Genomic DNA, 20,811 nt, shown 5'->3' with positions numbered 1-20,811 from the left:
TTATTATTGTAATGGTTTAATATTTACTTTAGTTTATCATCAATATCCAAAAACTTAAAAACAACATTATTTAATCATTCTATGAAAAAAATATTGATAGCCAACCGCGGCGAAATTGCGATTAGAGTAATGCGTACTGCTAAAGAAATGGGTATTAAAACGGTAGCCGTATTTTCTGATGCGGATAGAAACGCTTTACATGTACGTTATGCAGATGAAGCAGTTTGTATTGGTGAATCGGCTTCTTCAAAATCGTATTTGGTTATTGATAAAATAATTGATGCTTGTAAACAAACAAATGCTGATGCTATACATCCTGGTTATGGTTTTTTATCAGAAAACGCGGTGTTTGCTCGTAAAGTGCAAGAAGCCGGGATTATTTTGATAGGACCAAGTGCAGAAGCTATGGAAATTATGGGTAATAAATTATCGGCCAAAGCAGCAGCTTTAAGCTATAATATACCAATGGTACCTGGCACAGATAAAGCTATTTCAGATATTGCTGATGCAAAAAATACAGCCATTAAAATAGGTTTCCCTATTTTAATTAAAGCAGCTGCTGGTGGCGGAGGAAAGGGAATGCGAATAGTAGAAAATGCCGCAGAGTTTGAAGAGCAAATGCAGTTAGCAGTTTCTGAAGCTATATCTGCATTTGGTGATGGTGCAGTTTTTATTGAAAGATACGTAAGTTCTCCAAGGCATATCGAAATTCAGGTTTTAGGTGATAATTTCGGAAACATAGTTCATCTTTTTGAAAGAGATTGCAGCATACAACGAAGACATCAAAAAGTAGTAGAAGAAGCACCTTCAGCTGTTTTAACAGAAGAAATAAGGGCTAAAATGGGTAAATGTGCTGTTGATGTTGCAAAATCTGTTAATTATACTGGCGCTGGTACAGTTGAATTTATTTTAGACGAAAATTTAGATTTTTTCTTTTTAGAAATGAATACTCGTTTGCAAGTAGAACACCCAATTAGTGAATTAATAACTGGGGTTGATTTAGTGAAAGAGCAAATTAATATTGCCCGCGGCGAAAAATTAAGATTTAAACAAGAAGATTTAAAAATTAACGGACATGCTATTGAATTACGAGTTTACGCTGAAGACCCTAAGAACAATTTTTTACCCGATATTGGGAAACTACAAACTTATATTACCCCTAAAGGAAATGGTGTAAGAGTAGATGATGCTTTTGAACAAGGTATGGATATACCTATTTTTTATGACCCTATGATAGCTAAATTAATTGCTTTTGGAGATAATAGAACAGATGCAATAGCTAAATTAATTAGAGCTATTGATGAATATGAGATAACAGGTATTGAAACTACCCTCTCTTTTGGTAAGTTTGTGATGCAACATGAGGCTTTTATATCTGGTTATTATGATACACATTTTGTTGCAAAATATTTTAAGCCCGAAATGCTAAATTCTTATTGCAATGATGAAGCTAAAATGGCAGCAGCTTTGATAACACATTTATTGGAAAAAAAAGAAAACAAATCAACCACTTTGCAGGTTAAACAAAACAAATCTGCTTGGCATAAAAACAGAAAATCACACTAAACAAATAATTTGTGTTTACAGGTATTATAGAAACTTTGGGTACAATTACCCATTTAAAAACAGAGCAAAGCAATTTGCACATCACCATTCAATCATCTATTTCTAATGAGTTAAAAATAGATCAATCTGTAGCACATAACGGTGTTTGTTTAACCGTAGTTGAGCTTGCAGATAACAAACATACGGTGACAGCAATAAATGAAACCTTGCAAAAAACCAATATTGGGAGCTTTAAAGTTGGAGATTTAATAAACCTTGAAAGGTGCATGCAAATGAATGGCAGGCTAGACGGACATATTGTACAAGGTCATGTAGATCAAACGGCAAAATGTATTTCTTTAAATGAAGATGCAGGAAGCTGGCTTTTTACATTTGAATATGACGAAACTAAAGGTAATGTAACAGTAGAAAAAGGATCTGTTTGTGTAAATGGTATTAGTTTAACGGTGGTAAATTCTGGCCAAAACACTTTTTCTGTTGCTATTATACCTTATACTTATGAGCATACAAACTTGAAAAACATTAAACCCAATGATTTAGTGAATATTGAATTTGATATTATTGGTAAGTATGTTGCTAAAATGATGGGTAGATAGTTTTTATAATAATTTTATCATTGTAAAAAATTTGCCTTTATTAGAGCTTGCTCAAACTCATACTATTCAAATATTAAGTTTTTTGGCAAAAAGCGCCAGATTTTGAATAGATAATCAAAATACATCTCGAACAATTCAATCGATTTTTATTAAATAAAAATCGGTTGATGTTTCTAAATAAGCTCCTAAGAGCCGTTAACAACTTTTCCATAAGTTTTTCTTTATTATCCTATACTAAAATAGGAATTTTAATTTCTGTTTAATCTCAATTTTTAGTTCCAAACTAACAACCTAATTAGCTGTATTTTAGATTTATATATCATTAATTAACTAGGTTTTCTAAACTTCTGCGTTTAGCAGTATGTATGCTAACAGGCATAGTTTCTATTGTTTTAGTATAGCATATCTAAAAATAAAAGCTTTAAACTTATCGGAACTAAATATATTATTTGGTGATTTTAGGGTAATGTTGTTTTGTAAAATTAATGAAAAAAATTTTTATCATATTACGATAAAGAAAACACTGTTCTTTTTATTAATTTAACTTTATTTTCCCTAAATTGCTTTTAAGTTTCATTTACCAGTAAAAAACGAAATTATACATTCAACTATATTTTTATGATAATTGAAGATATATCATTCTATAGTGTTTTCAACGTTTTACCATCCCCGTCAATATTATTTAAAATTGATAAGTCAGGGTATAAAACAGTTTTAATTAATGCCGCTTATTTTAAATATTTAGGAATAGCCGCAAATAATTTTGAAGGAATAAATTTAGCAGACTTAGCTTCTAGCCTTCCTAAAAACATTAATTACAAAAAGTTCATTTACGAACTTACCAAATCATTTGATGATATTAAACTAACCAATAAGGAAGATTCTTTTAAAACTAAAGTTTATTATTACCCGCCAAATGAACCGGAAAACACAATAGAAAAATATGTTAGTGTTAAAAACATTCCCATACAAAACAGTAACAAACAAATTATATATATATTACATACTATAAAAGATGTAACTAAAGAAGAATTTACAAAAATAAATTTAGAAAAACTCAATACTAAATTCAAGGATCTGGTAGATACTATTGATGGTGTTTTTTGGGAGGCTGATGCATCAACATTTGAATTCACTTACATCAGTCCGCAAGTTGAAAGAATTTTAGGTTATACACAAGAAGAATGGTTGCGTGAACCAAACTTTTGGAAAAACCATATTTATAAAGAAGATGTTAATGATGCTGTTTTCTACTGTCATGACCAAACATTACAAAACCTTAATCATACTTTCGAATACAGGTTTCATAAGCTAAATGGAGAAATAATTTGGGTTAAAGATGTGGTGTCAGTTATAAGTAAAGATGGTGAACCTTCTATTTTAAGAGGCTTAATTTTAGATATCAATAGTTTAAAAATATTAGAATTAGAAAAAAAAGAAATAGCAAAAAAATTAGCTGAAAGGAATGAATTTATTGAAAGTATTTTAAATAATATTCCAATTGGTATAGCTGTTACTAATTTAAAAAATGATCATCTGTCTATAGTCAACCATCAGTTTTTAGATATTTTAGAATGGGAAAAGGAAGTTGTTGAAAACGGAAATATATTTGAGAAAGCTATTGAAAATAAATTACATGCACATCAAATATCAAATTGGTTAAATAAAAATAAATTAACTGAGCCAAGTGTTGCTGACGTTTGGGAAAACACAAATATAATAACTCAAAACCAAAAATGTAAAACCGTTACATTAAGAACCATACCAATAATTAACCAAGATTTAATTATTACAACCATAAGGGATACCACAAAAGCAAGTGCAAATTTTAAAGAACTAGAACAAACAAAAAATAGGTTAAGCAGAATTATGCAAAACTCTGTTGATATGATATCAACATTAGATAATAATGGTTTTTTTTGTGAAGTAAGTGATGCTTCTTTTAATTTATTAGGTTATCATCCACATGAATTAATAGGCAAACGTTATTTAGATTTTGTTGAGGAATCTTACAAAGAAGCAACAATGGAATCGGCCTTAAACTTAAAAGAAACTATAGAAGTTAAAAATTTTGAAAACATTTACATAAAAAAAAATGGAGAACTAGCCCCATTAAGTTGGTCTGTTAAATGGATAAAAGAAGATGAAACTTATTACTGTATTGCTAAAGATAATACCCAGAAATTAGCCCACCAAGCAGAAATTTTAAATTCAGAAAAGAACTACAAAAATTTGTTTGAAAACAACCCCTCACCAATGTTTATTTGGGAGGTTGAAACCTTAAAAATATTAGACTGCAATGAAGAAACGCTAATGCTATTTGGTTATACTAGAGAAGAATTTTTAACACTTAGCCTTAAAGATTTAACGCCGCAACAAGTACATCCATTAATAGATGAAAGCATTAAAACCGATGCTAATTTTGGTAGAATACACAAAAAGGTTTGGTTAAATTTAAACAAAAATAAAGAACCGCTATATATTGATGTAAGTGGTCATATTATATCCTATAAAGGTATTAAATGCTCTTTGGTAACCCTAGTTAACGTAACCGAAAGGATAAAGCTAGAAGAAGAACAAAGGTTTGAACAAAGAGAAAAAGAGGCACTAATTAACAATACAGAAGATTTAATTTGGAGTGTTGATAGAGATTTTTGTTTATTAGCGGCAAATACCAGTTTTTTATGCAGGTTAAAAGAAAATTCAAATAAAGATTTTAAAAGAGGAGATAAATTAATTGATGATAAATTATTCTCTAAAGATTATACTTTGTTTTGGACAGAACTTTACACCACATCTATTAAAGGTGTTTCATTTAAAAAAGTTATTTCTCAAATAAATCCTAATAACGTAACCGATTGGATAGAGGTTAGTTTTAACCCAATTTTAGACCAAAATAACAACATCATTGGTGTTGCTTGTAGATCTACCAATATCACACAAAAAAAAATAATAGAAGAAAAAATAATAAGAAGCGAAGAAAACCTTTCAGAAGCTCAAAAATTAACAAAGTTAGGAAGCTGGGAAATAGATTTAACCAGTGGTACAGTTCTTTTATCTAACGAGCTTTATAACATTCTCGAGTTAGAGAAAACAGATAAATCTATTGACCCAACTTTTTTATTAAAATTGATTGATGAGGAATTTAAAGATGTTAAAACCAATATCTATTATAACAGCATTAACACTGGAGAAGCTTTTTCTTACGAGTTTACCATCACCACTAAAAACGGAACTAAAAAAACACTATTAGAAAATGGGTATGGCAAGAAAAATAGTGAAGGTGTTGTCATCAAACTTTTTGGTACCCTACAAGATGTTACAGAAATTAGAAATCTTGAAAAAGAACAAAAAAAATTATTAGAAAAACAGCAATTACTTACTTCAATTGTAACTTCAAGCGAAGATGCAATTATCAGTAAAAATACAGATGGCTATATCACCAGTTGGAATAAAGGTGCAGAGTTGATGTTTGGTTATACAGAAGAGGAAGTAATCAATCGGCACATTTCTGTAATTATACCAAAGGAATTATTATCTGAAAAAACAGATATTATGACCACTATCTATAACGGTAAACATGTTCATAATTATGAGACAATAAGAAAAAGAAGTAATGGAGAAGTTATAGATGTCTCTTTAACAGTTTCGCCCATTTTTAATGATGAAAAAATTATTATTGGCGTTTCTGTAATAGCGAGAAATATCTCTGAAAAGAAAAAGGCACAGTTAGATTTATTAAATGCTTACAAAGAAAAAGATACTATTTTAGAAAGTATTGGTGATGGATTTTTTACGCTAGACAATAACTTAAGAGTTACCTATTGGAATAAAATAGCCGAAAAAGAACTGCAAACTCCAAAAGAAACTATTTTAGGAAAAAAAATATTTGTTGATATATTCCAACAAAGCGCAAAAGGATTATCAGCACAAAAATACCTGTTTTCATTAAAATCAAAAACTCAAATCAACTTTACAGATTACCATGAAGCTACAGAAAAATATTTTGATGTAAGCGTTTACCCTACAGAAAATGGGTTGTCCGTTTTTTTTAAAAATACAACGCAAGAAAAACGGACAGCTCAACAGTTTATAGCAGTAACCCAAAATATGCCTGGTATTACTTATAGGTGTAAAGTTGATGCCAGTTGGACTATGTTATTTTTAAGCGATGGAATAAAAGAAATAACAGGCTATGATGCCGAAGATTTAATTAGTAACAACCTTATATCTTTTGCAAAAATTATACATCCTGATGATTTAAATAATACATTTAAAGTTGAAAAAGAATTAAAAAACAAGCAAGTATTTCATTTAGAGTATAGAATAATACGCAAAGACGGCACTGTAGTTTGGGTAGAGGAAATTGGAAGAGGCGCTTATAATACCCAAAACCAAATTAAATTTATAGATGGTGTAATTTTAGATATTACAGCCAGAAAATTAGATGAAGCTAAACTTCAAAAATTAAATAAAGAACTAAAATCAAAAGCAACTAAACTAGCATCAACAAACAAAGAACTAGAGCAGTTTGCTTATGTAGCTTCTCATGACTTGCAAGAACCTTTAAGAATGGTAAGTAGCTTTTTAACCCTCATAAAAAACAGATATCAAAACCAACTTGATGAAGAGGGTAATAAATATATTTATTTTGCTGTTGATGGCGCACAAAGAATGCGTAAAATTATTTTAGACCTGTTAGAATTTTCTAAAATTGGTAAAACAGAAAGTAACATTGAAAAAGTAGATATAAACAAAATTATAGAAAGTATATGCTTATTATATGCCAACAAGATTAAAGAAAAAGATGTTAAAATAATTTATAATAAACAACCTATAATTAAAAACTTCAGCACTCCAATACAACAAATTTTTAGTAATTTAATTGGCAATTCATTAAAATACGAAGCAACAGAAATTACCATTTCTTCTACAGAATTGGATAAACATTGGCAATTTGCTATAGCAGATAATGGCATAGGCATTAACCCTATTTATTTTGAAAAAATATTTATTATATTTCAAAGGTTACACAATAAAGATAATTACTCGGGTACTGGGATAGGTTTAGCCATCACGAAAAAAATAATTGAGAGCTTAGGAGGTGATATTTGGGTCCAATCTGAGGAAGGACAAGGAAGTACATTTTATTTTACCATATTAAAAGATATAAAGCATGAACAAATCAATTAAAATCCTTTTAGTTGAAGATAATGAAGGGGATATTTATTTAACAAAATCTGCACTAAAAGAGGGTAAAATTATTAATGAAATATTAATTGAACGAGATGGGCAAGCAGCTGTAAATTTCCTAGAAAAATGCACAAATAATGTAAATTTAAAACCAAATTTAATTTTATTGGATATGAATTTACCTAAATTAAACGGTATTGAAGTATTGAAATATATAAAAACAAATAATGAATTAAAACATATACCTGTGATTATGTTAACCACCTCATCCTTTGAACAAGATATTGTAAAATCTTATAAAAATTATGCAAATTGCTACATCACAAAACCAATTGATGTTAAAGACTTTATTCAAGTGGTAGAAAAAATAGAAGATTTTTGGATTAGTATTGTACAATTACCATAAAGCTACTTATGAAAGAAAACGACAAAAAAAATTATAATATTTTAGTAATAGAAGATAATTTAGGGGATTTTAACATTATTAATGCTTATCTCATTAATCAAATTCTAAACCATAATATTAAACATGCTGATAGTTTTAAAACAGCAAAAGAAATTATAGAAACAGCTTCCTATGGTTTTGATGCTATTTTGCTGGATTTATCGTTGCCGGATTTATCTGGCGAAGAATTAACAAGAGAAATTGTAGCCATTTCTGGCGACACCCCAATTATAGTACTTACCGGTTACGAAAATTTAGACTTTAGCGTAAAATCTTTAGCCTTAGGTATAGAAGATTATCTTTTAAAAGATGAAATCACGTCAAAATCGCTTTACCAAGATATTGTTTACAGCATAGAGCGTAAACGTACAAACGCTAAAATAATTGAATCTGAAAAAAGATATAGTGATCTTTTTCATTTTAGTCCGCAAAGTATGATTGTTTATGACCTTGAAACTTTAAAAATTTTAAGTGCCAATAATGCAGCTTTAAAAAATTATGGCTATACAGAAATAGAACTGTTAAATATGACCATTGAAGATATTTGTTTTACACAAAATAATGAGGATCAGGAGCTAAATTATTTAAAAAATGTAGATAATACAAGCTTGTTGGGTTTATGTAAATTAAAAACAAAAAATGGAGAATTAATTGATGTGGATGCCGTTACAAATACCATAAATTTTAAAGGTAAAATTGCCCGAATATTTTTAGCTACAGATGTTACAGAACGTTTACAGTATATAAATGCTATTGAAAAACAAAACAAAAAATTGCAAGAAATTGCCTACACACAATCACATATTGTTAGAGCCCCTTTAGCCAGAATAATGACAATTATGAATTTATTGGAACAGTTAAACTCCGAAACTCAAGAATGTAAAGAATTACTTAATTTTATGGTAAAATCTGCAAAAGAGTTAGATGAAGTAATAAAAGATATTGTTTTCAAAACTGAAAACCTTATTGATTAGGATATTTGTTGATATTTTTAGTTAAAGTTTCTAAATAAAACATAAACTAATTTACTTTACCAGTTCAATTTTGTTATTAACAGAGCAGGTAAAACAGGCGCTTAAATAATTATATACGATTTCATTTTCAATAAAGATTCTAAATTTTATCTTTGAAAAATAACTAAAAATATTTTGAAGAAACGTATCGCTATTTTTGCATCAGGATCGGGATCTAACGCTCAAAAAATAATGGAGCATTTTAAACGTAGTAATGATGCAGAGGTTGTTCTTATTTTAACAAACAATTCTGATTCTTATGTATTGCAAAGGGCAGACAACTTTGAAATACCTTCTCACATTTTTGATAAAAAGGAATTTTACCAAACTGATAAGATTGTTAATTTAATAAAAAACCTAAATGTTGATTTAATTGTGTTAGCAGGTTTTCTATGGCTGGTTCCTCAAAACTTACTACAAGCTTTTCCTAATAAAATAATAAACATACACCCTTCATTACTTCCAAAATATGGCGGAAAAGGAATGTACGGAGAAAGAGTTCATTTAGCCGTTTTAGCTGATAGAGAAACCGAATCTGGCATTACCATACATTTTGTTAATAGCGAATTTGATGAAGGAGAAATAATTCATCAGTCGAAATTTAAAATAGACAAAGGTGACGACTTAAAAATGATAAAATTTAAAGTCCAGCAATTAGAACACCATCACTTCCCAAAAGTGATAGAAAGTATATTAAAAAAGATGAAAAGTTGATTTCAAAAAATCAACTTTTTTTGTCTTTCCCTACAATTGCAAGCGTTCAAGCAGCAGCTCTAAACACATTAGCTTCTATTTTAACTTATCATGTTATTGCAGCAAGAGTATTATCAGCAGATTAAAAAGAAGGTGCAACAATTAAACAGAGACACTTATAATAGGATTGCTTTAAGAGCAGGTTTTTATTTATAAGCCTCACTCCTATTTATAAATGACTAGAATTATTAAAAGAGTTTATTATCTAAAAAAAATAATCTTTCTGAGTAATAAATTATTGAGTTCATAAAATTCGTGAAGTATTTTTCTGATATTCTTAATTTTAATCAATTTTCATTCTCAAAAAAAATTACATTTTCCTATCTTTGCAACTTTAAACAAAAAAAGTTTCATGAACCACTCAGTAAAGATTAAAAACGCTTTAATTTCAGTTTATTACAAAGATAATTTAGAACCAATCATTCATCAATTAAACCAATTAGGTGTAAATATTTATTCTACTGGAGGTACAGAAAAGTTTATTACTGATTTGGGTGTTCCTGTTATACCTGTTGAAGATTTAACTTCATACCCTTCAATTTTAGGTGGGCGAGTAAAAACTTTACATCCAAAAGTATTTGGTGGTATTTTAACTCGTCGTGGTCATGAAGGAGATCAAGCTCAAATTTCAGAATATGAAATTCCTGAAATAGATTTAGTAATTGTTGATTTATATCCTTTTGAAGAAACTGTAAAATCTGGTGCTGCAGAACAAGATATTATTGAAAAAATTGACATTGGCGGTATTTCTTTAATTAGAGCTGCTGCTAAAAACCATAACGACGTTATCATCATCGCTTCTAAAGATGATTATGATACGCTTAGTACATTATTAGAAACACAAAAAGGCCAAACTACTTTAGCACAACGTAAAACTTTCGCTCGTAACGCTTTCAATGTTTCTTCACATTACGATACTGCAATTTTTAACTGGTTTAACCAAGGTGATGACGCTTTAACAGTTTTTAAACAAAGCGAGCAAAAAGCATCTGTATTACGTTATGGAGAAAACCCACACCAAAAAGGTTATTTCTATGGCGATTTAGAAGCGATGTTTGATAAGTTAAATGGCAAAGAATTATCATACAATAATTTAGTTGATGTTGATGCAGCAGTTGCTTTAATTGATGAATTTACTGAGCCAACTTTCGCTATTCTAAAACATACAAACGCTTGTGGTATTGCCAGCAGACCACAATTATTAGACGCTTGGACAGTTGCTTTATCTTGTGACCCAATCTCGGCCTTTGGTGGGGTGTTAATTTGCAATGGCGAAGTTGACGAAGCTACGGCAACAGAAATCAATAAATTATTTTTTGAGGTTTTAATTGCTCCTTCCTACTCGGCAGCAGCAGAAAAAGTAATAACTTCTAAAAAGAATCGTATTATTTTAAAGAGAAAAGACGTTGCATTACCTGGCAAATTATTTAAAACTTTACTAAACGGAGTAATAGAACAAGATAAAGATAATACAGTTGAAGGGCCAGAATTAATGACCGTTGTTACTAACCTTAAGCCAACAAAACAAGAATTATCTGATTTATATTTTGCTAATAAATTAGTGAAACACACAAAATCTAACACTATAATTTTTGCTAAAGACAATACTTTACTAGCAAGTGGCGTTGGACAAACATCAAGAGTTGACTCTTTAAAACAAGCTGTTATTAAAGCACAAAGCTTTGGGTTCGACTTAAAAGGAGCTGTTATGGCTTCTGATGCGTTTTTTCCTTTTCCAGATTGCGTTGAGTTAGCTGCCGAAGCTGGTATTACCTCAGTTTTACAACCAGGTGGATCAATTAAGGATCAAGATTCTATTGAAATGGCAAATCAAAAAGGTATTGCAATGGTTACAACTGGAGTTCGTCATTTTAAACATTAATATTGCTAACTTAGCAGCGCAAAAATCTTGATTTCAATATTTTTGTACACACACAAATTCACAATTACTAAAAACCACAGAAACATAAATGGGTTTATTCAATTGGTTTACACAAGAAATAGCTATTGATTTAGGTACTGCAAATACCCTGATTATACATAATGATAAAGTTGTAGTAGATGAACCATCTATTGTAGCTTTTGATAGAACCACCAATAAAGTGATTGCAATTGGCAGACAAGCCATGCAAATGGAAGGTAAAACCCACGAAAACATTAAAACTGTTCGTCCGCTAAAAGACGGTGTTATAGCCGATTTTAACGCTGCAGAGCACATGATACGTGGGATGATTAAAATGATTAATAACGGTAAAGGATGGTTTTTCCCTTCTTTACGTATGGTTATTTGTATTCCTTCTGGTATTACCGAAGTAGAAAAAAGAGCCGTTAGAGATTCGGCCGAAATTGCTGGGGCTAAAGAGGTTTATTTAATTCACGAACCAATGGCAGCAGCCGTGGGTATTGGTATTGATGTAGAAGAACCTATGGGCAACATGATTATTGATATAGGCGGTGGAACTACAGAAATTGCAGTTATTGCTTTGTCTGGTATTGTTTGCGATCAATCTATACGCGTTGCTGGTGACAACTTCGATTCTGACATTGTAAATTACATTCGCAGGCAACATAATATTATGATTGGAGAGCGTACTGCAGAAAGAATTAAAATTGAAGTTGGCTCTGCTTTACCAGAATTACAAGATGCTCCAGCAGATTTTGCGGTTCAAGGCCGTGATTTAATGACGGGAGTTCCAAAACAAATTACAGTTTCTTATACAGAGATAGCACATTGTTTAGATAAATCAATCTCTAAAATTGAAGAAGCAATTTTAAAAGCTTTAGAGATTACCCCACCAGAACTTTCTGCCGATATTTATCAAACTGGAATTTATTTAACCGGCGGTGGTGCATTATTACGTGGTTTAGATAAAAGAGTGAGTTCTAAAACAAAATTACCAGTACATGTTGCAGACGACCCTTTAAGAGCAGTTGTACGCGGTACAGGAATTTCATTAAAAAATATACAGAACTTTAAGTTTTTGATGCAATAACCAAGATATAAGATTTTATATACATGACATAACACCTTGTGTTATGGAAAGCAAGAATTGAGAGATTCTTGCTTTTTTTATTAATTAAATCATCCCGTTCAAAAAACGTACTTTTGCAAAATATATGGCAACATTAGAAAAATTAAAATTAAGTAAGCAATTGCTTACCGCAATGACCTCAAACGGATATTTAAGTGCGACAGAAATACAATCAATTTTATTCCCAAGGTTAAACGGCGGCCAAGATATTGTAGCAATTGCACCTGATGGCGCTGGCAAAACTACTACTTGCATATTAGCATCACTAAATAAGATTCAATTTACAGAAGAAATAGCTCCTCGCATACTTTATTTAGTACCAGATATTGAAACTGGTGAGGAAGTTTTAGACCAATTTCATACACTTAACCGCAACAGAGATTTACGTTTTTTAGGTTTATTTGCAGACGGTAAAAGTTTAGATGCGCAAGTTTTAGAATTAACAGACGGTGTAGATATTATTGTTGCTACACCAGATAGAGCAAGAGCCGCTTACCTGAAATTAGGTTTGAATCTAAATAAAATACAGCTTTTTGTGGTTGATGACGCCGAAACAATTATAAAAAAAGGATTAACATTACCAACGGTTGAGTTAGCTAGGGGAATCAAAAAGTCTCAATTTTTAGTGTGTTCTTCTGTTTATCACGAGAGATTAGAGAAACTTTTCCACACTTTTATACCATTGGCTAACATAATTGAAGTTGATGATTTAGGAGAAAACCAATTGAATACTGCTGAGCAATTACTTTACCACGTTCCTAACTTTGGCACCAAGCTATATTTAGTACAATTACTAATGGCAGATAAGGAAGTTTTTGACAAGGTTTTGATTTTTGTGAATACAAAATTCACAGCAGAAACAGTATTTAAAAACTTATCTAAAGATTTTGGAGACGAAATTTCAGTTTTTAATGCAGGTAGTATTTCTGAAAACAATTTCACTCAACTAATTGATTTTAAGCTCTCTCCAAAAAGCAGAATATTAATTATCGCTAACGAGGATAATCCAAATGAACTTCCGGTATCAGATTTCCCTTGCATCTTACATTTTGATATTCCAGAAGAGGAAGTTACTTATACTCAACGGGTTTTAATAAGGTCAGAGCATCAACAAGACCAGTTAGCAATTACTTTTAGTACTGATTTAGAACTGCCTCAAATTAGAAGATTAGAGCAAAAACAAGGTAAAAAAATGCAGTCTATGGAGCTACCAACCGATCTATTTATTGTTAAAGACAAGCCTAAAAAGAAGATGAAAGAGGATTAGTGTTGAAAACAACCGATATTTTATTTTCAAAGTACTTGCATAATACGATAAAAATTAAATATCTTCGTTTTAAACGAATAATTAATCATCAAATAAATTAAAAAATGGACAAATTTAACGAGTTAAAAGCACTTTTAGGTGCAGCTGAGGCAGACGCTTCTGCATTTTTTGAAAAAGGAAACAAAGCAGCTGGTACAAGATTACGTAATGCTATGCAACAAACTAAAGTTTTAGCACAAGATATTCGTAACGAAGTTACTGCAAAGAAAAACGGATAATATATAAACTCCGAGAAACACAAAAGCCTAAATAATTAATTATTTAGGCTTTTTTTATATTAATGAGTTTCTATTATTGCGGTTTCTTAGCACCTTTTTTCGGTCCGCCCATTCCTTCTCTTTTTTCTCTCATTTTATTAAACTCCACTTTTTGCTCTGGCGTTAGTGTTTTAGCAAATTCAGCTTGTTTCTTTTCCGCTTCAGCTTTATTAGCCACCATTGTTTTCTTTTGATCAGCACTTAACAAAGTTGCAAGTTTATCTTTTTTCTCTTTCGGTGAAATTGTTTTATCACTCATTACTGCTTTTTGTTCATCAGATAGAGTAGCTTCAAACTTATTGCGGTTAACTTTATCTTTATCACGCATTTCTTTCATTTGCGTTTTTTGGGTTTCTGTCAAGTTCAATTCAGGGCGTTCTCTTTCGCCATCTTTTTTCTGTTTATTTTGTGCTACAGAAGTTAAACTTAAACCTAAAACTAATACAGTTGATAATGTTAATCCTTTCACTAAATTTTTCATGTCTATTTTGTTTATGTTAATTTGGAGGTATGACGGACTGCGTTTCAAAAGGTTTAAGTCTGTTTATTCCAAAGCCCTTGTTTTAACAATAATTAACATTAACCTTTTTAACCCTGTGTAATTGTGATAGCTAACAGCTTTTATCATATCATACAATCATAATAAATGTTAAAAAATATAGCGATAAAATCCTTAATACAAAAAATAACAGCCTCAATTAATTATAGAATTTGAGAAAGGTTTGTATTTTTACGTCCGCTTAGAAAAAAGACACATGATAAAGAGAGAAAAAATAGCATCTATTATAAAATCAACAAACTTTAACCGTAACGTAACCGTTATGGGCTGGGTTAAAACTTTCAGAAACAATCAGTTTATTGCATTAAACGATGGCTCTTGTATGGGTAACCTTCAAATTGTTGTTGATTTTGCAAATACACCTGATGAAATTTTAAAGAAAATAACAACTGGCGCATCAATTAGCGTAAGCGGAAATTTAGTAGCGTCTTTAGGTAAAGGACAAATTTGCGAAGTTAAAGCCGAAACCATTGAAATATTAGGGGAAAGTGATGCAGAGAAATTTCCTTTACAACCAAAAAAACACAGTTTAGAGTTTTTAAGAGAAATTGCGCATTTACGTTTTAGAACAAATACTTTTAATGCCGTTTTTAAAGTGAGGCATGCATTAGCATTTGCAGTACATCAATTTTTTAATGAGAAAGGTTTTGTTTACTTACATACCCCTATTATAACTGCTTCAGATGCAGAAGGTGCCGGCGAAATGTTTAGAGTAACCACTTTACCTTTTGATAACACACCTAAGACAGAGACTGGTGAAATTGATTTTAAAGAAGACTTTTTTGGAAGATCTGCAAACTTAACTGTTTCCGGACAATTAGAAGGTGAGCTAGGTGCAATGGCTCTAGGAGAAATTTATACTTTTGGACCAACTTTTAGAGCCGAAAACTCCAATACAGCCCGCCACCTTGCAGAATTTTGGATGATTGAGCCAGAAGTTGCTTTTGCAGATTTAGAAGACAATATGAATTTGGCAGAGGATTTATTAAAGTATGTGATAAAATATGCTATTGATAACTGCGAAGATGAACTAGCTTTTTTAAGTAATAGGTTAACCGAAGAGGATAAAAATAAACCACAGGCAGAAAGAAGTGAGTTTGATTTAATGACCAAGCTTAACTTTTGTTTAGAAAACGATTTTGAGCGCTTAACTTATACCGAGGCAATAGAAATTTTAAAACGTTCTAAACCTAACCAAAAGAAACAATTTAAATACTTAATTGAAAATTGGGGAGCTGATTTACAATCTGAACATGAAAGATATTTGGTAGAAAAACATTTTAAAAAACCTGTTATACTTACAGATTATCCTGCTGATATAAAATCTTTTTATATGAGAATGAATGAGCCAGATGGGCAAGGACGTAAAACCGTTAGAGCTATGGATATTTTATTCCCTGGTATTGGTGAAATGGTTGGTGGCTCACAAAGAGAAGAGCGCTTAGACTTTCTACAGAAACGTATGGACGAAATGCATATCCCTCAAGATGAATTATATTGGTACTTAGATACCCGTAAATTTGGTACTGCACCACACGCTGGTTTTGGCTTAGGGTTTGAAAGGTTAGTGCTTTTTGTAACCGGGATGACAAATATTAGAGACGTAATTCCGTTCCCAAGATTTCCTAAGAACGCGGAATTTTAAATAAAAAAAATCCCAGCTAATTTTTTAGCTGGGATTTTTTTTTGGATAATTAATTTTATTATACTTTTTTAACATTAATTGCTTGTGGTCCTTTTTTACCATCCGCAACTTCAAATTCTACCTCATCGTTATCTTTAATGGCATTAACGCCACCTTCAACATCTTTAAAATGAACAAAGATGTCTTTCCCATCGTAAATAATAAAACCAAATCCCTTTTGGGCATTAAACCATTTTACTGTACCGTTTTTCATAAAAATTGATTATTAATTATTTAAAAATATAAAATAAAATATCAATTCTGAAAAACAGGCATGGCAATCTTATCTTATTCTGAATCAAATATAAAATATTTTTTAAATTTAACTCAATCTTAAAATTATTTATTTGGTTGTGGTGTCATTCTTAAATAAGGTTTAATCTCTGTAAATCCTTTTGGGAATTTTGCAGGTATATCTTCCGTTTTAATTGCTGGCACTACAACCACGTCCTCTCCATCTTTCCAATCTGCTGGTGTAGCAACACTATGGTATGTAGTTAATTGCAAAGAATCTATTACTCTTAAAATTTCTTGGAAATTTCTTCCTGTTGATGCTGGATAAGAAATAATTAATTTGATTGTTTTATCAGGTGCAATAATAAATAAAGATCTAACTGTAAACGTTGCTGAAGCATTTGGATGCATCATTCCATAAGCATCTGCAATACTTTTATCTTCATCAGCAATTATTGGAAAATTAACTTCAACATTTTGAGTTTCATTAATATCTTTAATCCAGCCTTGGTGAGACTCTACTGAATCAACACTTAGTGCAATTACTTTAACATTTCTTTTATCAAACTCAGGCTTTAATGAAGCTGTTTTACCCAACTCGGTGGTACAAACCGGAGTAAAATCTGCAGGGTGCGAGAATAAAACGCCCCAACTATCTCCCAAATATTCATAAAAATCTAATTCACCAGCAGAAGTTTTCACTTTAAAGTTTGGTGCAATATCTCCTAATCTTAACATAATATTTTGTTTTAATTTAATACTACCAATTTAGTAGTGTTTAACGTATATACCAAAAATTAATAGGGATATTTATTTAAGATGACATAAAAAAAGCATACATAAATAGCGTATGCCTCTAAAAAAATAAACTTTTTTTATAAAAATTAATATTGTAATATTGCAATATAATAATATAGTTTATATGGGAGCTTCAAAAACAGAACACTTTACAACACAACAAAATAAAATCGCAACTATTGCTAAAGCATTAGGTCACCCAGCAAGAATTGCCATTATTGAGTATTTAATGAGTGTTAATGAATGTATTTGCGGCGATATTGTGAATGAATTACCACTTGCACAACCTACAGTTTCGCAACATCTAAAAGAACTTAAAAATGCTAATATTATTAAAGGAAGCATTGAAGGTAATGCTATATGTTACTGTATTAATGAAAACACCATCGATTTGTTAAACACTTATTTCTCAAACATTAAAAAAATGCTTAACAAAAGCACTTGCTGCTAATTTTTTGCATTAACTATATCGCAATATTGCATTTAACCAATAAATATTTATACATGAAACTATCAGATTTAAAAACAGCTCTTTACAGCTTAAAAAATTTAACATTTAAATTAGAAGATGGGACATTAGTTCCACCACATTTTCACCTTACAGAAATTGGAGTTATCTCAAAAAAATTTATGGATTGTGGTGGTTTAATGAGAGATGAAAAAGTGATATCTCTTCAGTTATGGAGCGCAAATGATTTAGACCATCGTTTAAAACCAGAAAAATTTTTAAGTATTATTGATTTAGGAGAAGAGAAATTGAACCTCACCAACCTAGATATTGAAGTTGAATACCAAGCAGAAACTATAGGAAAATATGATTTATCTTTTGATGGAAAATCATTTGTGTTAAAGAGTAAAACAACCAATTGTTTAGCACAAGACGCCTGTGGAATACCACAAGATAAATTACCTATTGCAAAAGCACAAACTTGCACCCCAGGTGGCGGGTGTTGCTAAATAAATAAAATTTATGCAACCAAAATTAAAATTTTTAAATCGCTACCTAACGTTATGGATTTTTCTTGCTATGTTTTTTGGGGTAGCTTTAGGTTACTTTTTCCCAAAAATAAAAGATGTCAACGAGGCCCTTACAGTTGGCACAACCAATATTCCTTTGGCAATTGGGTTAATATTAATGATGTACCCACCTTTGGCAAAAGTTGATTACACGTTATTGCCAATGGCATTTAAAGACAAAAAAGTAATCTCTATTTCTTTGCTTTTAAATTGGATTATTGGACCAATTTTAATGTTCGGGTTAGCTATTATTTTTTTGCGAGATGAACCAGATTATATGGTTGGCTTAATTTTAATTGGAATAGCCAGATGTATTGCAATGGTAATTGTTTGGAATGATTTAGCTAAAGGAAACCGTGAATATGGAGCCCTTTTAATTGCTTTAAACAGTATTTTTCAAGTGTTAACTTACAGTTTTTATGCTTGGCTATTTATTAATGTTCTTCCTCAGAAATTAGGTTTAGGTAATTTTAATGTATCTGTACCTATGAGCGATGTTACCCAAAGTGTTTTCATTTATTTAGGTATTCCGTTTATTGCTGGCTTTGTTAGTCGTTATTTATTAATAAAAACAAAAGGTAAAGAATGGTTTAGCAGAAAATACATCCCTGCCGTCTCTCCTATTACTTTATATGCTTTACTTTTTACAATTGTGTTAATGTTTAGTTTAAAAGGAGATGCCATTTTAGAACTTCCCTTTGATGTTTTTAGAATAGCCATACCGTTGATTATTTATTTTTTGCTGATGTTTTTTGTAAGCTTTTTTATAAATCTTTATATGAAAATTCCTTACGATAAAAACGCAGCAATATCATTTACAGCAACAGGAAACAATTTCGAATTAGCTATTGCAGTTTCTATTGCAGTTTTCGGGATTAATTCGCCACAGGCATTTGCTGGAGTTATTGGGCCGCTGGTAGAAGTGCCAATTTTAATTTTATTAGTAAAAGCAAGCTTATTTTTAAAACAAAAATATTATTCATAATGAATCAAAAAATCGCAGAAATTATATCACGCTTTTCATCAGAGAACATTAGTGATGAACGTAAAGAAGTTTTACAACCACTTATTGATTACATTCAAGAAAAAGTGGCTAAAAACGAATGTGTACGTTTAAACTTTATTTGCACACATAATTCTCGCAGAAGTCATTTATCACAAATTTGGGCGCAAACTGCTGCTTTTAATTTCGGTATAGAAAATGTTTTTTGCTACTCTGGCGGAACAGAAGCAACTGCCATGTTTCCAAAAGTCGCAGAAACGCTTACCAGACAAGGGTTTTTGATTCAAAAATTAGCAGCAACTGAAAACCCAATATATTCTGTTAAGTACGACGATAACGAAGCACCAGTAATTTGTTTTTCTAAAGTGTATGATAACGAAATTAACCCCAAATCAAAATTTGGCGCAATTATGACTTGTGATAATGCTGATCAAGGCTGTCCGTTTGTGGCTGGTGCAGATGGAAGGTTTCCTGTAAAATATGAAGACCCAAAAGCTTTTGACCATACAGATTTGATGGATGCAAAATATGCCGAAAGAAGTTTGGAAATTGGGGAAGAACTTTGGTATGTGTTTAGTAGAGTATAAAAGGTTTAATCCCTATATATAACTTTATATGTAGAGATATATAGGTCTCAGAGGTTTTTAAAAATGTTTGCTTGTTTAGTCCAGCAAACATTTTTCTCGCAGGTTTCTCAGATTAACACAGATTCAAAAAAAAACACATTTTATAACCATACAACTCTGTGACCTCCGAGCCCTCCGTGGTAAACCTCGTGTAATCGTAATTTTCTCCGTTTCTTTTGTGGTTAATAAATCAAATACAAAAATTAACTCACATCATATTCAAAGTGAGCTAAAACTTTCTTTCCATCAAAATTATCTATCTCGGCAATTTCTTCTAAAAGTAAATCCCAATCTCCATCAGTAAATAAATTACCTTCATATTCGCGGCTATCATCATGATAATGAAAATACCATTCATCTATCTCATCCAAATCATCTAAAGTAAAAGATCTTACAGAGAAACCATCAGCAGAAAATTGAGCAATCCAATTTGTTTCAACACTGCCAACTATGGTTTTTATCCCAAACTCAATTTCAAATTCCGACTCAAAGTCTGGTAAATTCTCTAAAAAATCTTTAACCATTCCTGCTTTTGCAAGTTCTTGTGGTTTAGTAATTTCTTTATCCTCAATTAACTGATAAAATTCTATCAAATAATTTTGGTAACGCATTAAAAGGCCTTTGTAAACTGAATTCATAACCACAAAATTAATATAAAAGCTAAAAATAAATTTTTTAATTTTTTTCAATTCGTGATTTATATAATCT

At 30.8% G+C, this 20,811-nt stretch carries 19 protein-coding genes; 15 read left to right on the top strand and 4 right to left on the bottom strand.

Features of this window, described 5'->3' with window-relative positions; genetic code table 11:
- Positions 1-81: 81 nt before the first annotated feature.
- The 10 genes from accC to ACFSSE_RS13785 all read left to right on the top strand — a co-directional run bounded on the left by accC (position 82) and on the right by ACFSSE_RS13785 (position 14,143).
- Positions 82-1,566: an acetyl-CoA carboxylase biotin carboxylase subunit gene (accC, locus tag ACFSSE_RS13830; protein WP_379046979.1), complete on the top strand. Its 1,485-nt coding sequence runs from the start codon at positions 82-84 to the stop codon at positions 1,564-1,566.
- 11 nt (positions 1,567-1,577) lie between these two features.
- Entirely contained in the window at positions 1,578-2,162 is a 585-nt protein-coding gene (locus ACFSSE_RS13825; RefSeq protein WP_379046982.1) for a riboflavin synthase, read from the top strand.
- Positions 2,163-2,780: 618 nt separating this feature from the next.
- On the top strand, positions 2,781-7,355 hold the full coding sequence (locus ACFSSE_RS13820) for a PAS domain S-box protein (RefSeq protein ID WP_379046985.1): 4,575 nt from the start codon (positions 2,781-2,783) through the stop codon (positions 7,353-7,355).
- Positions 7,339-7,761 carry a response regulator gene (locus tag ACFSSE_RS13815; RefSeq protein WP_379046988.1) on the top strand — a complete coding sequence of 141 codons (423 nt, stop codon included), beginning with the start codon at positions 7,339-7,341 and terminating at the stop codon, positions 7,759-7,761. Before ACFSSE_RS13820 ends, ACFSSE_RS13815 begins: the two co-directional genes overlap by 17 nt.
- Positions 7,762-7,769: 8 nt before the next feature.
- Positions 7,770-8,774 (top strand): response regulator, encoded by a 1,005-nt coding sequence (locus ACFSSE_RS13810; RefSeq protein ID WP_379046991.1) that lies wholly within the window; start codon positions 7,770-7,772, stop codon positions 8,772-8,774.
- Between the two features lie 174 nt (positions 8,775-8,948).
- Complete coding sequence (gene purN, locus ACFSSE_RS13805) at positions 8,949-9,527, top strand: phosphoribosylglycinamide formyltransferase (RefSeq protein ID WP_379046994.1); 579 nt, start codon at positions 8,949-8,951, stop codon at positions 9,525-9,527.
- Between the two features lie 391 nt (positions 9,528-9,918).
- Entirely contained in the window at positions 9,919-11,448 is a 1,530-nt protein-coding gene (gene purH / locus ACFSSE_RS13800; RefSeq protein ID WP_379046997.1) for a bifunctional phosphoribosylaminoimidazolecarboxamide formyltransferase/IMP cyclohydrolase, read from the top strand.
- Between the two features lie 88 nt (positions 11,449-11,536).
- A complete protein-coding gene (locus tag ACFSSE_RS13795) occupies positions 11,537-12,559 on the top strand; it encodes a rod shape-determining protein (RefSeq protein ID WP_294895826.1) in 1,023 nt (340 codons plus the stop codon).
- 124 nt (positions 12,560-12,683) lie between these two features.
- Entirely contained in the window at positions 12,684-13,865 is a 1,182-nt protein-coding gene (locus ACFSSE_RS13790) for a DEAD/DEAH box helicase (protein ID WP_379047000.1), read from the top strand.
- Positions 13,866-13,969: 104 nt separating this feature from the next.
- Complete coding sequence (locus ACFSSE_RS13785; RefSeq protein ID WP_379047003.1) at positions 13,970-14,143, top strand: histone H1; 174 nt, start codon at positions 13,970-13,972, stop codon at positions 14,141-14,143.
- Between the two features lie 73 nt (positions 14,144-14,216).
- Here the strand turns inward: ACFSSE_RS13785 and ACFSSE_RS13780 are convergent, their stop codons facing one another.
- A complete protein-coding gene (locus ACFSSE_RS13780; RefSeq protein WP_379047006.1) occupies positions 14,217-14,663 on the bottom strand; it encodes a Spy/CpxP family protein refolding chaperone in 447 nt (148 codons plus the stop codon).
- Positions 14,664-14,937: 274 nt separating this feature from the next.
- Between ACFSSE_RS13780 and asnS the strand changes: the two genes are divergently transcribed.
- Entirely contained in the window at positions 14,938-16,386 is a 1,449-nt protein-coding gene (gene asnS / locus ACFSSE_RS13775) for an asparagine--tRNA ligase (protein WP_379047009.1), read from the top strand.
- 58 nt (positions 16,387-16,444) lie between these two features.
- Here asnS and ACFSSE_RS13770 read toward each other — a convergent pair whose 3' ends face one another.
- Complete coding sequence (locus ACFSSE_RS13770; protein WP_379047012.1) at positions 16,445-16,639, bottom strand: cold-shock protein; 195 nt, start codon at positions 16,637-16,639, stop codon at positions 16,445-16,447.
- Between the two features lie 125 nt (positions 16,640-16,764).
- Entirely contained in the window at positions 16,765-17,400 is a 636-nt protein-coding gene (locus tag ACFSSE_RS13765) for a peroxiredoxin (RefSeq protein ID WP_379047083.1), read from the bottom strand.
- Between the two features lie 181 nt (positions 17,401-17,581).
- Between ACFSSE_RS13765 and ACFSSE_RS13760 the strand changes: the two genes are divergently transcribed.
- From ACFSSE_RS13760 to ACFSSE_RS13745, 4 genes are read left to right on the top strand one after another with little or no spacing between them, the layout of a single operon-like run.
- A complete protein-coding gene (locus ACFSSE_RS13760; protein ID WP_379047015.1) occupies positions 17,582-17,908 on the top strand; it encodes an ArsR/SmtB family transcription factor in 327 nt (108 codons plus the stop codon).
- Between the two features lie 53 nt (positions 17,909-17,961).
- Entirely contained in the window at positions 17,962-18,414 is a 453-nt protein-coding gene (locus ACFSSE_RS13755; protein WP_379047018.1) for a DUF6428 family protein, read from the top strand.
- Positions 18,415-18,427: 13 nt separating this feature from the next.
- Complete coding sequence (gene arsB, locus ACFSSE_RS13750) at positions 18,428-19,459, top strand: ACR3 family arsenite efflux transporter (protein ID WP_379047020.1); 1,032 nt, start codon at positions 18,428-18,430, stop codon at positions 19,457-19,459.
- Positions 19,459-20,064, top strand: a complete 606-nt coding sequence (locus ACFSSE_RS13745; RefSeq protein ID WP_379047023.1) for an arsenate-mycothiol transferase ArsC — start codon at positions 19,459-19,461, stop codon at positions 20,062-20,064. Before arsB ends, ACFSSE_RS13745 begins: the two co-directional genes overlap by 1 nt.
- Positions 20,065-20,306: 242 nt before the next feature.
- On the opposite strand, the gene ACFSSE_RS13740 is transcribed toward ACFSSE_RS13745, so the two are convergent.
- A complete protein-coding gene (locus ACFSSE_RS13740; RefSeq protein ID WP_379047026.1) occupies positions 20,307-20,741 on the bottom strand; it encodes a hypothetical protein in 435 nt (144 codons plus the stop codon).
- Positions 20,742-20,811 lie beyond the last annotated feature (70 nt).

The organism is Pedobacter alpinus (assembly GCF_042684645.1).
GTDB lineage: Bacteria > Bacteroidota > Bacteroidia > Sphingobacteriales > Sphingobacteriaceae > Pseudopedobacter > Pseudopedobacter alpinus.
Note: the sequence above shows the minus strand (reverse complement) of the source record. Positions and strands in the feature narration are given on the sequence as shown.

Excerpts from the sequence above, each read along its gene's own strand:
- asnS (WP_379047009.1), top strand. The coding sequence starts at position 14,938 with ATGATAAAGAGAGAAAAAATAGCATCTATTATAAAATCAACAAACTTT.
- ACFSSE_RS13755 (WP_379047018.1), top strand. The coding sequence starts at position 17,962 with ATGAAACTATCAGATTTAAAAACAGCTCTTTACAGCTTAAAAAATTTA.
- ACFSSE_RS13790 (WP_379047000.1), top strand. The coding sequence starts at position 12,684 with ATGGCAACATTAGAAAAATTAAAATTAAGTAAGCAATTGCTTACCGCA.
- ACFSSE_RS13760 (WP_379047015.1), top strand. The coding sequence starts at position 17,582 with ATGGGAGCTTCAAAAACAGAACACTTTACAACACAACAAAATAAAATC.
- ACFSSE_RS13740 (WP_379047026.1), bottom strand. The coding sequence starts at position 20,741 with ATGAATTCAGTTTACAAAGGCCTTTTAATGCGTTACCAAAATTATTTG.
- accC (WP_379046979.1), top strand. The coding sequence starts at position 82 with ATGAAAAAAATATTGATAGCCAACCGCGGCGAAATTGCGATTAGAGTA.
- ACFSSE_RS13785 (WP_379047003.1), top strand. The coding sequence starts at position 13,970 with ATGGACAAATTTAACGAGTTAAAAGCACTTTTAGGTGCAGCTGAGGCA.
- ACFSSE_RS13820 (WP_379046985.1), top strand. The coding sequence starts at position 2,781 with ATGATAATTGAAGATATATCATTCTATAGTGTTTTCAACGTTTTACCA.
- ACFSSE_RS13770 (WP_379047012.1), bottom strand. The coding sequence starts at position 16,639 with ATGAAAAACGGTACAGTAAAATGGTTTAATGCCCAAAAGGGATTTGGT.
- purH (WP_379046997.1), top strand. The coding sequence starts at position 9,919 with ATGAACCACTCAGTAAAGATTAAAAACGCTTTAATTTCAGTTTATTAC.
- ACFSSE_RS13745 (WP_379047023.1), top strand. The coding sequence starts at position 19,459 with ATGAATCAAAAAATCGCAGAAATTATATCACGCTTTTCATCAGAGAAC.
- ACFSSE_RS13815 (WP_379046988.1), top strand. The coding sequence starts at position 7,339 with ATGAACAAATCAATTAAAATCCTTTTAGTTGAAGATAATGAAGGGGAT.
- ACFSSE_RS13810 (WP_379046991.1), top strand. The coding sequence starts at position 7,770 with ATGAAAGAAAACGACAAAAAAAATTATAATATTTTAGTAATAGAAGAT.
- arsB (WP_379047020.1), top strand. The coding sequence starts at position 18,428 with ATGCAACCAAAATTAAAATTTTTAAATCGCTACCTAACGTTATGGATT.
- ACFSSE_RS13795 (WP_294895826.1), top strand. The coding sequence starts at position 11,537 with ATGGGTTTATTCAATTGGTTTACACAAGAAATAGCTATTGATTTAGGT.
- ACFSSE_RS13780 (WP_379047006.1), bottom strand. The coding sequence starts at position 14,663 with ATGAAAAATTTAGTGAAAGGATTAACATTATCAACTGTATTAGTTTTA.